Annotated in this window: 12 protein-coding genes and 2 pseudogenes; 13 read left to right on the forward strand and 1 reads right to left on the reverse strand. The window is 34.1% G+C overall.

The features are described 5' to 3' along the window. The first annotated feature begins 208 nt into the window (after positions 1-208). The 6 genes and pseudogenes from GQ590_RS04745 to GQ590_RS12845 all read left to right on the forward strand — a co-directional run. Positions 209-685, forward strand: a complete 477-nt coding sequence (locus tag GQ590_RS04745) for a toxin-activating lysine-acyltransferase (protein WP_160406306.1) — start codon at positions 209-211, stop codon at positions 683-685. A gap of 120 nt (positions 686-805) precedes the next feature. Next, on the forward strand, positions 806-4042 hold the full coding sequence (locus tag GQ590_RS04750) for an autotransporter outer membrane beta-barrel domain-containing protein (protein WP_160406305.1): 3237 nt from the start codon (positions 806-808) through the stop codon (positions 4040-4042). Between the two features lie 278 nt (positions 4043-4320). Beyond that, complete coding sequence (guaA, locus tag GQ590_RS04755) at positions 4321-5904, forward strand: glutamine-hydrolyzing GMP synthase (RefSeq protein WP_160406304.1); 1584 nt, start codon at positions 4321-4323, stop codon at positions 5902-5904. A gap of 147 nt (positions 5905-6051) precedes the next feature. Next, positions 6052-6204: an Arm DNA-binding domain-containing protein gene (locus GQ590_RS04760; protein ID WP_202112875.1), complete on the forward strand. Its 153-nt coding sequence runs from the start codon at positions 6052-6054 to the stop codon at positions 6202-6204. Then, positions 6201-6438, forward strand: a pseudogene (locus GQ590_RS12840) (tyrosine-type recombinase/integrase); the annotation flags it as partial. The gene GQ590_RS04760 and the pseudogene GQ590_RS12840, both read left to right, overlap by 4 nt. Further along, positions 6411-6494 (forward strand): annotated as a pseudogene (locus GQ590_RS12845) (hypothetical protein); the annotation flags it as partial. The pseudogenes GQ590_RS12840 and GQ590_RS12845, both read left to right, overlap by 28 nt. Before the next feature lie 151 nt (positions 6495-6645). Here the strand turns inward: GQ590_RS12845 and GQ590_RS04770 are convergent. Continuing rightward, entirely contained in the window at positions 6646-7395 is a 750-nt protein-coding gene (locus GQ590_RS04770) for a glycosyltransferase family 25 protein (protein WP_160406303.1), read from the reverse strand. Between the two features lie 212 nt (positions 7396-7607). On the opposite strand from GQ590_RS04770, the gene GQ590_RS04775 reads away from it, so the two are divergent. The 7 genes from GQ590_RS04775 (at position 7608) to truC (ending at position 15345) form a co-directional block, all read left to right on the forward strand. Beyond that, entirely contained in the window at positions 7608-8078 is a 471-nt protein-coding gene (locus tag GQ590_RS04775) for a YhcH/YjgK/YiaL family protein (RefSeq protein ID WP_160406302.1), read from the forward strand. A 24-nt stretch (positions 8079-8102) separates the two neighbouring features. After that, positions 8103-9038, forward strand: coding sequence for a sugar kinase (locus GQ590_RS04780; RefSeq protein ID WP_160406301.1), 936 nt, complete (start codon positions 8103-8105; stop codon positions 9036-9038). A 241-nt stretch (positions 9039-9279) separates the two neighbouring features. Then, the gene (gene uvrA, locus GQ590_RS04785; RefSeq protein WP_160406366.1) at positions 9280-12129 is read left to right on the forward strand and encodes an excinuclease ABC subunit UvrA; all 2850 of its coding nucleotides are present in this window, start codon (positions 9280-9282) and stop codon (positions 12127-12129) included. A gap of 182 nt (positions 12130-12311) precedes the next feature. Continuing rightward, positions 12312-12914: a glycerol-3-phosphate 1-O-acyltransferase PlsY gene (gene plsY / locus GQ590_RS04790; RefSeq protein ID WP_160406300.1), complete on the forward strand. Its 603-nt coding sequence runs from the start codon at positions 12312-12314 to the stop codon at positions 12912-12914. A gap of 211 nt (positions 12915-13125) precedes the next feature. After that, the gene (gene recR, locus GQ590_RS04795) at positions 13126-13731 is read left to right on the forward strand and encodes a recombination mediator RecR (protein ID WP_065635214.1); all 606 of its coding nucleotides are present in this window, start codon (positions 13126-13128) and stop codon (positions 13729-13731) included. A 66-nt stretch (positions 13732-13797) separates the two neighbouring features. Beyond that, positions 13798-14616 (forward strand): pyridoxal phosphatase, encoded by an 819-nt coding sequence (locus GQ590_RS04800; RefSeq protein ID WP_160406299.1) that lies wholly within the window; start codon positions 13798-13800, stop codon positions 14614-14616. Between the two features lie 21 nt (positions 14617-14637). Continuing rightward, the gene (truC, locus tag GQ590_RS04805; protein ID WP_160406298.1) at positions 14638-15345 is read left to right on the forward strand and encodes a tRNA pseudouridine(65) synthase TruC; all 708 of its coding nucleotides are present in this window, start codon (positions 14638-14640) and stop codon (positions 15343-15345) included. The last annotated feature ends 53 nt before the right edge of the window (positions 15346-15398 follow it).

A 15398-nucleotide genomic window follows, 5' to 3' on the forward strand; every position in this document is an offset into this window, starting at 1 on the left:
AAGCTTGCATAAACTTTGCAAGTGTCTCAAAAACAGGAGTTTTAGAAAAAAATCCTTATTATTTTATTGGCGTTGTATTTTTATACTTCAATAAAAATAATATGTTAACTAAATAATATAAAATATTATTAATAATAAAAAATAAAATAATTTAATTTACTTAATTAAGTAATATAATGGTTAATAGCTTTCTAAAAAGGTAAAATATATGAGCGATTTTAATCAATATGTAAATAGAATTATCGCACCAAGTATATATCCTGATACTATATGGAATGAAGCGGAAGTATTAGGTGCCATGATTTGGTTATGGAACCAAAATCCAGCCTATAAAAAAGTGGCACTTGATTCAGCTCTAGATACTTTACAACCTATAATTCGTTCTAAAAATTTTGCTTTAATTGTTCATAATAATAAACCGTTAGGTTATATAAATTGGGCATATTTTAACAATCAGGAAGAGCAGCAATATCTCAATAAAGAACTGCCTTACGTCAATTTCGTTCATTGTAATCGACCAAATAAATCCAAGCGGTTATGGTTACTTTCTTTTTACTGCCCATTTGGGCTGCGTGAAGTTTTTTTAACAAAGTCAATTTGTAAAAAAGTACTAAAAAATAATCTTTGTTATTTTGGTTATCACAAATCTAAAAGTAATACTGTCATTAAAAAAGTTCAATGTTAAGTTTTTAAATTAATTACCACATATAGCTAACTAACTAATTTTTATATTCTTATTATTTTTATTGTATAAAAATGAATATGTGATCTCGCCACGTTTTATCATCAATTAAAGGTAATAATTATGAATAAAGTATACCAAACAAAATTTAATATTGTTACAGGTATTACAATTGCATGTTCTGAATTAGTTCGAAGAGCTTGTAAATCAACAGCCACAGTTGTATGCCTTGTCACTTCAGCTTTAGCCATTCCTACTTCTGCATTTGCTTTAGATTGTATAGCAAACACAGATGGATCATATTTAGTAGGTCAAAATAGTCCTAGCTGTAATAATATTAAAGCAGCTATTGTAACTCAATCAGGTAATGCTAGTTTTTATGTGCTAACTAGAAGTAAACTGCATGAGCAACTTAATGTTGGGGATACAATCTTAACAGCAAATGTTAATGGTGATTATACAGGTTTAGCAAATCAATATACTTATGGCGTTTCAGGAGGTTCAATTAACGCAGGCAATTTAAATTTTACTATTACCAACAACGGTCAAACTATGGGGCTTGCAACACATCACAATGTTGATCTAACTGCCAAAAATGTTGAATTAAATATAACTGATAATTATACCCGTGGGAGTAACTCAGGCGGTAATGTAGCATCATATAGTATATTGGCAGGTTCTTTTGCTGATGCAGGAGAAAAAGACACTTATAACGGGAAATACAGTACAATTACTGTCGATAAATTAAAAATAAATCAAACAGCAAAAGGTGGTAAAACTCAGCCGATCTTAAATAATGGTATTCGTGCTATTCAAGGTGCCTACGAAAATTCAGGAAATGGTTCAGCAGGGCAAGTTATAGTCAATGATGATTTAGATATGACATTAACAGGAAATCGCTCTATCGGAATTTATGTCTCAGGTAATCCAACTAATCATGATACTGCCGATAAGGTTGGTTCTAGTGGTCAATTGACGCCAAAAGTGATTTTAAAAGGTGGGAAAAATACAATCACAATAAATAAAGGTAGCGACACATCGGCGTTAAAATGGGATAGTGCGGCTATAAAATTAGGTAAAACACGTAACACCGGTGAAGGTGCTGGTATTTTAGAGTCTTATGGAGAATTAACGATTGATACAACTAATGCATTAGAAGGTAGTGGTATCAAAATGATTCGTAATTCATTGCTCAAAGCAGATTATGAAAATAGTGCAACGATTATCAAAACAGGCGGTTATGCACTTGAAATTGGTACACATGATGATGCCAACTCAACAGGCCAATTTGAGCAGGCTGCATCACATGGTGTGAAAGCCAGTTTTAAAAATGCCATATTTACTACTACTGGCACTAGCGCCGATCCTGTAATAAATGGTTCTATAGGACGTAAAGATTTAATATTTGTTGATCAAGGGCAGGTTGACACGGTTTTATCTTTTACGGGGGACAAGACAGACCTTACCGCAAATGATGCAGGTTATATTATTAATGTAAGTGGTAACTATACAGCACCTAACTATCAATTTTTTTCTAATACTTATGATTCAAATGGAACTGAACTTGGGCACGATGCATATCAAGGATCCTCAGTCACATTTAATGCTTCGGGTAAAGGTAGTATGACAGGGTTAGTTTACAAAGGTTTAGTAAAAGTTGAAGAAGGGGAAGTTTTAGATACCAATGTAAATACTGTGCTTAATATTAATTTAAATGATAATTTTACGTGGAATTTGAAACCGAATGGTACAAGTAATATAGCAAAATTTGACAAAATTGAACTTACCAATGGAGCAACAATTAACGGCGCTTTTGATGATACAGGTAACAATAAATTTATATTAAAAGGGGATGTTATAAGTAATGGTGGTATCATTAACTTAGATAACCATTTGCATGGAAAGTATAATGATATTTTAACAATTGATGGTAATTATATGGCTTCTGGTACTGCGATGGTTAAAATGAATACCCTTTGGAACAATCCAATTGTAATGTACGATGCTAATGAACAATCAGATATACTAAAAATTACAGGTATGGCAACAGGAGTAACAAAAGTCATTCCGATAAATTCGACAGGACAAGAAAACATCATTGATGGCAATATCCGCCAAATAGCAAGTATTATTAATACAGATCCAGTAATTTATGTTGGGACAAGTAGTAATGAACAAGTATTTCAAGGCGTTGCACATACTAATGGTGCAACCGAAGTACAATTAGCCAAACGTAAAACTGCAAATGGAGATGAATACTATTGGACAATGCAGATAGGTAGTTTGCTACCAGTACCACAAGATCCGCAATCACCACAATCACCACAATTGCCACCAGTAGTGCTAATTAAGCCTAAACCTATTTTATCAAGTCCAGTTGCTGGTTATGTTGCTATGGCAAAGGTCAATCAAGAACAAGGGCTTTTAAGTATTGGAACATTACACGAACGACGTGGGCAAGATATCAAATTCAATTCTTCCCGTTATAATGGCAACAATAAATATGCAGGAGAAACATGGGGAAGAATATTAGGTAAACACCTTAAACAAAATGGGAAAGCACGTTTAAATTATGACACAGACATGTATGGGATCCAACTAGGTCATGACTTAATCAATAATATTGAAGAAAATGGAAGCCATAATCATGTTGGTCTGTATTTGGCATATACTAAAGCTTATACTGATTTTTCTGACAAATATCGAGCTGAACACGGAAGAATTTCTCATAATAAACGTACAGGTAAAGGAAAATCAGAATCAGTAAACTTAGGATTAACCAACAGCTATTTTTCTACCGATAATAGTTATCTTGATTTAGTGGGGCAATTTTCCTATTTACGTAACAAATATGAAGCACGAAATGGGAATAATCCTCACGCCCAAAATGGTTTAAGTATGGCACTCTCAGCCGAAGCAGGGCATGCTTTTATAATAAACCAAAGTGACATTCAGCAAAACAATTGGTTAATTGAACCTCAAGTTCAAATGGTCTATCAATATATTGATTTAGATAGCTTTAAAGATAAATACAGAAAAGTGGATCAAAATGGTCAAGATCAGCTAAGAGGTCGAATGGGGGTTCGAATTGCTTACAATCAAGGAAAAGCTCAACAAATAACCACAGTTTATGCTATAGGTAATATTTGGCATGATTTTATCAAACCCAATGATGTCAATATTGGTTGTGATAGGCTACGAGAAAAATATACTAGTACATGGGGCGAATTAGGACTAGGAATCAAAGCTCCATTAGGTCAAAATATGTACTTATACGGTGATACTCGCTATGAACATGATTTTGGTAGTACTAAACGTCAAGGATATCGAGGAAATATCGGTATAGAACATAAATGGTAAGTTTTTTTCCATCATCAAAACTTATTTAAGAAAATTATTAATATATACGTGATTATGGTCATAATAGTAATTACGTATATATTCCTTTTTATTATCAAAACAATATATCAAAAATTTCAGAATAATTTGCTCTCATTTACTATCATTGTATTAAGTAATTCAATATCCTTGTAAAACAAAAAATTTACAATTATTATTTAACAAGTTTAATTTTATCGTTAGATAATATAATATCACCTCTTATTTTTTTATTATTTCATACCTTAGGAATAAAATTCATGAAAAAAGACATCCACCAGCAACGTATTTTAATTCTTGATTTTGGTTCACAAGTTACCCAGTTAATCGCTCGTCGAATTCGTGAAATTGGTGTGTATTGTGAACTGTGGCCGTGGGATGTATCGGAAGAAAAAATTAAACAATTTAATCCTAAAGGTATTATTTTATCAGGTGGTCCTGAAAGTACTACCGAACAAAACAGCCCGCGAGCACCCGAATATGTGTTTAACGCTGGCGTGCCCGTATTAGGTATCTGCTATGGTATGCAGACTATGGCAATTCAACTGGGGAAAGGAGGGCAAGTTACTGCCTCTAATCAACGAGAGTTTGGTTATGCTAAAGTTGATATTGTTGCAAAATCAAAATTAACTGATGGTATTTTGGATAGCACAAGTGAACAAGGTGTTAATCAACTTGATGTTTGGATGAGCCACGGTGATAAAGTAACAACATTGCCTGATAGTTTTACACTGATTGGGCGTACTGAAACTTGCCCATTTGCGATTATGGCTAATGACGAAAAACAATTTTATGGTGTTCAATTCCACCCAGAAGTAACTCACACTGTAAAAGGTTTCGAGTTATTGCAACGTTTTGTGATCGACATTTGTCACTGTGAAAAACTTTGGACACCATCTTCAATTATTACCGATGCCATTGCTCGCATTAAAGAAAAGGTTGGTAACGACAAAGTATTACTTGGTTTATCAGGTGGCGTTGATTCTTCTGTAACTGCATTGTTATTACACCAAGCTATCGGTGACCAATTAACTTGTGTATTTGTTGATCATGGTTTATTGCGCTTGAACGAAGCACAACAAGTTATGGATATGTTTGGTAATAAATTTGGCTTAAATATTATTGCGGTAAACGCCGAAGACCGCTTTTTAGCTGCATTAAAAGGTGAAGCTGATCCCGAAGCTAAACGTAAAATTATTGGGCGTGAATTTGTTGCTGTATTTGATGAAGAAGCAGCAAAACTTAAAGATGTAAAATGGCTTGCGCAAGGTACTATCTATCCTGATGTGATTGAATCAGCAGCAGCCGACACAGGTAAGGCTCATGTGATTAAATCACACCATAATGTTGGTGGTTTACCTGAAGATATGAAAATGGGCTTAGTTGAACCATTAAGAGAGCTATTTAAAGACGAAGTACGCAAAATAGGTTTAGAACTTGGTTTACCTTATGACATGCTTTACCGCCATCCATTCCCTGGTCCAGGTCTTGGTGTGCGTGTACTTGGTGAAGTTAAAAAAGAGTATTGTGACTTATTACGTCAAGCTGATGCTATTTTTATTGAAGAACTTTATAAAGCTGAACTTTATCATAAAGTTAGTCAAGCCTTTACTGTATTCTTACCTGTTCGTTCAGTAGGTGTAATGGGGGATGGGCGTAAATATGATTGGGTTGTATCCTTGCGTGCAGTTGAAACGGTTGACTTTATGACTGCTCATTGGGCTCAGTTACCTTATGAATTCCTTGGTCGAGTTTCTAACCGCATTATTAATGAGGTTAACGGCATATCTCGTGTTGTGTATGATATAAGCGGAAAACCGCCAGCGACGATTGAATGGGAATAATTGCATTTAATATCATGTAATCTCATATTGTCTTTTTTTGTTATTTTAAGCCTTGTTTATCAAGGCTTTTTAGTCTTATTTAATCTCATGTAGTCTCATTTAAGCTTGATTTTTTTGACGGTATCTTTGACGGTATAGGAGATAAAAATGTTAACAGAAATCAAGCTTAAATCAATAAAACCAAAAGACAAACAATATAAAATTCCAGACCGAGATGGGTTGTATATTGCTGTATCTAAAGCAGGTACGTTGTCTTTTCGTTATGATTACCGCATTAATGGGCAACGAGAAACCAGCTAGCTCAAAAGAACGGTTTAAATCTCGGTAATTTTACTGTACATGACATGAGAAGAACTGCATCAACTCACCTACATGAGGCCGGTTACAACTCCGACTTGATAGAAAAGGCTTTAGCTCATGAGCAACGAGGTGTTAGAGCTGTTTTACAATAAAGCTGAATACTCAGGGCAAAGGCGAAAACTATTACAGCTTATGCTTATTGGTATAATCATAAACGATTACATTCTTCGTTAGGCTACTTGCCTCCCGTTGAATTTAAAAAACACTTACCCCTTAATTTTTTTGTTTGAAAATGTGTTGCCATTCCACAATATCTATTAAACTCACGCCCAAGAAAACGGCATAGGTTAAAAGCCCTACCTCCTTTTATCCTAAGGAGTTAAAACGAATTGCACTCCATGGTGTAATCTAGTTTTTGTTTTTTTAAAAAGAAGAAAATGCTTAATCTGTATAATATTTTGTTTTTTCAAATCTATTGATAAAGTGTTTTCTAAACCATAATACTATCATTCTTTTTTTCTTATCTTTTTTAAATAGTTTTTTTCTATAATCAGATCGTTGTTTGATAAATTGAATTCTATCAGTGTGTATTGATGAATTTGAGAGGTTTTTGTCATTTGTTGTAATTAAGCAGGGTAATGTTGCATATAATTTAACTCCTGTGCATAATTTAATTATTCTAAACATATCAGCTTCATAGCGAATAGGATATAAAAATTTAATTAGCTTTTTGGCTGTCTCGTTCGTTACGATGTATCCAGTAGCTCTAACAGCTCTTGTTACCTCAAATATGTTAAAGTTGTCTAAGTTGAATTTTTTATTAACAAGGTAATGAAAATCCGCTGTTAATAAAAAAATTCCTTTTTTGTCATTTTTGCTTTTAAAACTATTTAAAAAGTTAGGTAGTTTTTCATCTAATACTGCATCATCTTCAAGAATTAAAGCGTAGGGTAAATTGTTTTGTATTATTTTTTTATATACATTTATGTGGCTTAATGCACAGCCTATTTCCCCTTTAGTTAAAAAATTATTTGGATAATCGTAGACTGCATTTTGAATGAATTCTTCAGATAAAGCATTACCATCGACGGCATTATAAATTTCAAAGTTTAGGTTTAGTTTTTCACATTCCTTTTTTATATGTTCTTTTTTAGCTGGTTCTCTTTCTAAATTTATTATAAAAATCTTCATGTTATTTACTTTTCTTAGAACAATATTTAAAGTATATCATGCTAATAAAAATATAAAAAATGATAAAAAACTTATTAACAAATGATCTATAAAAATGATTGACTTAAGTATATACTCTTTATCAATTAAATTGGATTATAATGGTGTATATTAATAGTGAGTAATTCAATTGTAAGTATTTATTTTCACCAATATTTTAAGGATCTTTTAATATGATTTTAGGTAATATTAATCATTTAAGGCTAGTTCCTTATTTGCCTAGCAAAATAAAACAATCAATTGAGTACATTAAAGATAACGTTAATATTAATACGCCTGTGGGGCGTTATGATATTGATGGTGATAATATGTTTTTTATGGTGTCAGATAGTCGATCACGTTATATTGATGAGGCTAATCCTGAATATCATGAAAAATATATCGATGTTCAGATTGTTTTAGAAGGGCGAGAGGGAATGGCGGTGTGCACGTTACCACCTTATACTAAAGTGTTAGACGATAAATTAGCAGAAAGCGATATTGCTTTTATCAAAACACCAAAAGAGGAAACAATGCTAACATTGCAACCAAATGATTTTATTGTTTTTTTACCTAACGAAGTACATAAGCCACTTTGTGCTATTGATAATAAGATTGAAACAGTTCGTAAAGTTGTGGTGAAAATCGCGCTGGATTATTTATAATTAAGTCAAGGGTATAGGTATAATATGACGACAAATATCGCTGTGATTGGCGAATGCATGATTGAATTGTCGATAAAACAAGGTTCGACTACACGAGGTTTTGGTGGTGATACGCTTAATACCTCTGTTTATTTATCACGTTTATTAAAAGGTCGTGATTTTTCGATTCATTATGTGACAGGGCTTGGTACCGATCCTTTTAGTCAAGAGATGTTAGATAGTTGGCAAAAAGAAAATATTCAAACTGATTTAGTACAAAGAATGGCAGATAAGATGCCTGGTCTTTATTCTATCGTGACCGATGAGCAAGGTGAGCGCTCTTTTTATTACTGGCGTAATGATGCAGCAGCTAAATTTTGGTTGAAAACAGCTGAAACAGACAGAATAATTCAGCAAATTGAACATTACGATTATGTATATTTAAGTGGTATTAGTATTGCGATTTTAGATGCTGAAAGTATCCTTAAATTATTAGATCTTTTAAAACAAGTTAAGTCTAATGGTGGTAAAGTTATTTTTGATAATAACTTTCGCCCACGTTTATGGCATAGTCTTGATTTGGCACGTAGTGTTTATGCTGATATTCTTAGCTTGACCGATATTGCATTTTTAACATTAGATGACGAAGATTTGTTATGGGGTAAACTGCCTTATGAACAAGTGATTGAGCGTACAAAACAATTTGGTGTAACAGAAATTATTATTAAACGCGGTAGCGATAGCTGTATTATTGATTCAGCTGAAGGGCGTTTTGAAGTTCCAGCTAATAAGATTGCAAAAGATAAAGTGATTGATACTACCGCTGCAGGCGATTCATTTAGTGCAGGATACCTTGGTGCGCGCCTAACAGGACAAAACCCATCACAATCTGCATTACAAGGCCATTTAGTTGCCGGTACGGTGATACAATATCGCGGTGCAATTATTCCTGTTGATGCTACCCCTAAATTAATTGATTAATCAATTATTTTTGTAAAAACGGCCAAAACGGTCATTGATGACCGTTTTTTGTTTTAAGTTAGAAATAACATTTTCAATTAATATTCTTATCAAAATCTTTATAAAAATTACTTCTTGATGTAAAACAGTGATCAGTTATTTGTCTATATAGTAGTGTATTTAATCTGTTCTCACTGGTACAATATACAGTTAAATTTCCATCCATTTTGTTTGAAAACAAATATAAGAGAGATCTATGTCAATCAAAGATATCGATATTCGTGGTGCGAGAACGCACAATCTAAAAAACATTAATGTCACCATTCCTAGAGATAAGTTAGTTGTTATTACTGGGCTTTCGGGATCGGGTAAATCTTCGTTAGCATTTGATACTCTTTATGCGGAAGGACAACGGCGTTATGTTGAATCATTGTCAGCATATGCGCGTCAATTTTTATCGTTAATGGAAAAACCTGATGTCGATCATATTGAAGGGTTGTCGCCTGCAATTTCGATCGAGCAAAAATCGACTTCGCATAATCCACGCTCGACTGTTGGGACTATTACTGAAATTTATGATTATCTGCGATTGCTTTTTGCTAGAATTGGCGAGCCTCGCTGTCCTAACCATCATTTACCTTTAGCTGCGCAAACAGTTTCGCAAATGGTCGATAGCATTATGGCGTTACCGACTGAAAATCGTTATATGCTATTAGCTCCTGTAGTTACTGAACGTAAAGGTGAATTTGTTAAGCTGTTTGAACAGTTAGCAGCTAGTGGTTATATTCGGGTACGAGTGGATGGGGATGTCTATGACCTTTCTGATCCACCTGCGCTTGAGTTACAAAAAAAACATACCATTGAGGTGGTGGTTGACCGTTTCCGTATTCGTGATGATCTAAAATTACGGCTTGCAGAGTCAATTGAAACAGTGCTTTCAATCACTAATGGTATTGTTAAAGTGGCTAATTTGGATGATCCGCAAGCTGAAGAATATCTGTTTTCGGCTAATTTTGCTTGCCCGATTTGTGGTTACAGTATTTCGGAGTTAGAGCCACGATTATTTTCGTTCAATAATCCTGCAGGAGCATGCCCTGAGTGTGATGGTTTGGGGGTGCAACAATATTTTGATCAAAAACGTATTGTCCAGATGCCAGAAGTTTCATTGGCTGCTGGTGCGATTAAGGGCTGGGACCGTCGCAATTTTTACTATTTCCAGATGCTAAAATCATTAGCAGATCATTATAAGTTTGACATTGATAAACCGTATGAAAAATTACCTGAAAAGATAAAAGACATTTTATTAAATGGTTCAGGTAATACCGAAATTCAGTTTGTTTATTCAAATGATCGAGGTGATGTTGTTAAACGTAAACATCCATTTGAAGGCATCCTTAATAATTTAGCTCGTCGTTATAAAGAAACTGAATCACAAACCATCCGTGAAGAATTAGCGAAATATATTAGTCATCGACCTTGCCCTTGTTGTGGCGGTTCAAGATTGTGTACAACGGCAAGAAATGTATTTATTAACGATACCAATCTACCAACAATTAGTGATCTTAGCACGCAACAAGCTAAAGATTTTTTTGATAAATTAACTTTAACAGGGCAACGAGCACAAATTGCCGAAAAAATCTTAAAAGAGATCAATGATCGTTTGCAATTTTTAATTAATGTTGGGCTTAACTATTTAACGCTTTCACGATCCGCTGAAACATTATCAGGTGGTGAAGCACAACGTATTCGATTAGCAAGCCAAATTGGTGCAGGGCTTGTCGGCGTGATGTATGTGCTAGATGAACCTTCTATTGGATTGCATCAGCGAGATAATACACGTTTGATTGACACTTTAACGCATTTACGCGATCTAGGTAATACGGTTATTGTGGTTGAGCATGATGAAGAAGCCATTATGGCAGCCGATTATGTGATCGATATAGGTCCTGGAGCAGGGGTTCATGGTGGCCAAGTTGTTGCACAAGGAACACCTAAACAAATAATGGCATGTAAAGAGTCTTTAACTGGGCAATATTTATCAGGTAAAGAAAAAATCGAAATACCAACTATTCGCACCAAAGTCGATAAGAAAAAAATGTTATCTCTTATTGGTGCAACAGGAAATAACCTTAAAAATGTAACATTAAATATTCCAGTTGGCTTATTTACATGTATCACAGGTGTATCAGGTTCAGGAAAATCAACCTTAATTAATGATACCTTATATCCCCTTGCTCAAAACGAACTCAATGGTGCAGAAAAAACTGAAATAGCACCCTATAAATCAATCAAAGGACTTAACTTTTTTGATAAAGTTATTGCGATAGATCAAAGTCCAATAGGGCGTACGCCACGTTCTAACCCGGCAACGTATACCGGCTTTTTTACCTCTATCCGTGAACTTTATGCAGGGGTGCCAGAATCACGTGCTAGAGGATACACTCCAGGTCGATTTAGTTTTAATGTGAAAGGCGGTCGGTGCGAAGCTTGCCAAGGTGATGGTTTAATTAAAGTCGAAATGCACTTTTTGCCAGATATTTATGTACCTTGCGATCAATGTCATGGTGCTCGCTATAATCGTGAAACCTTAGAAATAAAATATAAAGGTAAGTCAATTAACGAGATTTTAAATATGACTGTAGAGGAAGGCCGCGAGTTTTTTGATGCCGTGCCGATGATAGCACGCAAACTGCAAACATTGATTGATGTTGGGCTTTCTTATATTACCATTGGACAGTCAGCAACAACATTATCGGGTGGTGAAGCACAGCGTGTAAAACTTGCAAAAGAATTATCTAAGCGAGATACTGGGCGCACTTTATATATATTAGATGAACCAACAACCGGTTTGCATTTTGCTGATGTTAAGCAATTATTAGAACAACTACATTCATTGCGAGATAAAGGCAATACCATTGTGGTTATTGAGCATAATTTGGATGTAGTTAAAACAGCAGACTGGATTGTGGACTTAGGACCAGAAGGTGGTAATGGTGGCGGAGAAATTATTGCCGAAGGGACACCGGAAGAGGTTGCAAAGTCTAAACACTCTTATACAGGAAAATATTTAAAACCATTGTTAGCAAATGTTAGCAAAACAAAAAATAAGTAGCTTAATTATGCACTTAACCTATATAAGGCAGGCAAAGTATGATGCTTGTCTTATTATATGGTTTAATTTATATCTATTTTAGTAAATATCAAAGATGAGTATGGTTATAGATTTATAATGTGTTTGATTAATGTTTAACATTCTATTATCAGCAGGATGTGGCCGATGAAAGGAGTTCTATTTTGACATTGCAAATTGTATTGATGATTATCATTGCCTATTTTTTAGGTTCACTTTCTGGGGCAATGATTATCAGTCACATCATGCATTTTCCTAATCCTTCTGAACATGGATCACACAATCCTGGAGCAACCAATATTTTACGACTCAATGGCAAATTACCAGCCATTTTTGTTTTAATCTTTGACATGTTAAAAGGTGCAATACCCGTTTATATTGCTTATCGACTTGGTATTACGCCTTTCTTTTTAGGGATTATAGGTATTTCGGCTTGTTTGGGGCATATCTTTCCCTGCTTTTTTCATTTTCGCGGAGGAAAAGGAGTTGCAACTGCGTTAGGTATGATGGCACCAATTGGGTTTGATTTTACAGGTTGCTTTATTTTAACTTGGTTACTTACTTTACTAATTACAGGCTATTCTTCGGTTGCGGCGATTGTTGGCTTCCTTATGGCACCAATTTATGTTTGGTTATTCAAACCTGAGCTTACTTTACCTGTAGCAATGCTTTCGTGTTTGATTATTATTCGCCATAATAATAACATTATGCGCCTTTTTAAAGGTGAAGAACCAAAAAGTTATCATCGTAGCAAAAACAAAAGATAGCCTAAAAATTTATACTTAATAATGTTATATATTTTAATATGTGCTTTTATAACATAGATTGTACGCTATAAAGCATCCTACCTACTTATTTTCTGTAATCTTTTTAATTTTATTGTTAGTTAATTAAACAATAGAATAATTCTTGTTTGATAGATTTTTTAAAAAAGGTATTATTATCTTAAAACTCAAATATGTGGAAACCAAATAATTCATGCAAATAAGTCCATTATTAGAATCGCTTATTGAAGCGTTACGTTGCTTACCAGGTGTTGGCCCAAAATCGGCGCAACGAATGGCTTTTCATTTATTACAACGAAATCGACAAGGTGGCATTAAACTAGCTCATGATCTGCATGATGCAATGATAAATATAGGTCATTGCAAAGAATGCCGAACATTTACCGAGCAAGATACTTGTACTATTTGTAAAAATGTTCGCCGCCAAAGCAGTGGCCAGCTTTGTGTGGTTGAAACGCCAGCAGATATAGTGGCAATTGAACAAACTGGGCAGTATAGTGGTCGCTATTTTGTATTATTAGGGCATTTATCACCTTTAGATGGTATTGGTCCTAGTGATATAGGCCTTGATTTATTAAAAAATAAGTTAGCAACAGAATCAATAAACGAAGTTATTTTAGCAACAAATCCAACAGTTGAAGGTGATGCAACAGCTAATTATATTGCGCAAATGTGTGCAGAATTTAATGTAACAGCAACAAGAATAGCTCACGGTGTTCCAGTTGGTGGTGAACTCGAAATGGTAGATGGTACTACCTTATCGCATTCGTTTGTTGGTCGTCAAAAAATTGAATTATAATTTTATTGAAGTTTTAGCACTTAGCTAATCCTTATAGCTAAGATCAGAAATGAAAAGAGGTATTATATGAAGTATAAAGCCGTTGCCTTTGATATGGATGGAACATTACTTAACAGTAATCGTTTAATTTTGCCAGAAACAGTAGATATAATTAAAAAAATCAGCGATAAAGGTGTGAAAGTGATTTTAGTTTCAGGACGTCATCATTCGGTGATTTATCCTTATTACTATCAACTAGGTTTATCAACGCCAACGATTTGCTGCAATGGTTCTTATCTTTATGATTTTGAAAACCACCAAACTTTTGCAGCTAAACCAATGACAAAAGATCAAGCTAAAACACTATTACAATTAGTTAAAGAGTATAAAATACATACTTTAATTTATACTGATAAAATGATGACTTATGAATTGTTAGATGATCATCTAGAAAGCTTTTTTAAGTGGGTGGATGCATTACCCTCCTTTTTACAGCCAGAAATTCAAAAAGTTGATAACTTTGAAAAAATGATTGACGATGCGGGTGCTATTTTTAAATTTGCAACAAGCAGTCATAACATACCGGCTTTACAACAATTTTCAAATGCAGTTGATTCCTTAGGTATGTTTTCGTGTGAATGGTCTTGGTCAAACCGTGCAGATGTTGCAGTAAAAGGCAATACCAAAGGAAATGGATTAACTCACTGGGCAACGCACGAACGTATTGATTTAAAAGAAATTATTGCATTTGGTGATAGCTATAATGATATCAGTATGTTATCTATTGCAGGATTAGGTATTGCGATGGGTAATGCTGATGATGAAGTGAAAGCCAAAGCTAGTTATGCTATTGGTGATAATAATAGCCCAAGTATCGCTCACGAGCTTGAAAAAATCTTTTTATAATTGATTTTTTTAAAATATTTTATGTTTGAAATTCTTTATCAAGACAATTATTTAATAGCTATTAACAAGCCATCTGGTTGGCTTGTGCATCGCAGTTGGTTAGATAAACATGAAACCACAGTTGTAATGCAAACCTTACGGGATCAGATTGGGCAACATGTTTTTCCTATACATAGGCTAGATAGACCAACATCAGGAGTTTTGTTGTTTGCGCTTTCTAGTGATGCTGCTAGGATGATGTCAGAGCAATTTGCGACAAAAAAAATTGAAAAAACGTATCATGCAATAGTGCGAGGTTATCTTGAAGGGGAATCTGTGATCGATTACCCTTTAGTTGAAGAATTAGATAAAATTGCCGACAAATTCACTAATAAGAATAAACCCGCACAAAACGCAGTGACTTCTTATCGCTCCATTAGTAAAATCGAAGTTCCAATTAAAGTTGGTAAGTTTGATACAGCAAGATACAGTTTTATAGAATTAAAACCACAAACAGGACGTAAACATCAATTACGTCGTCATATGAAACATATTTTTCATCCGATCTTGGGTGATAGTAAGCATGGTGATTTACATCAAAATCGTGCATTTGTGGCTTATTTTAATATCAAACGACTAATGTTACATGCCAGTAAACTAGAAATTACCCATCCCATCGACAATAAAATAATAACGATTGAAGCTAAATTAGACCAAAATTGGCAAGATATTCTTATCAATTTTAAATAAGAATTATGGCAACTTTATTATAAATAAAATAATTGTTACTAATTTGGCTAAAC

It is taken from the genome of Gilliamella sp. Lep-s35 (assembly GCF_009795845.1).
Taxonomy (GTDB): Bacteria; Pseudomonadota; Gammaproteobacteria; order Enterobacterales; family Orbaceae; genus Gilliamella.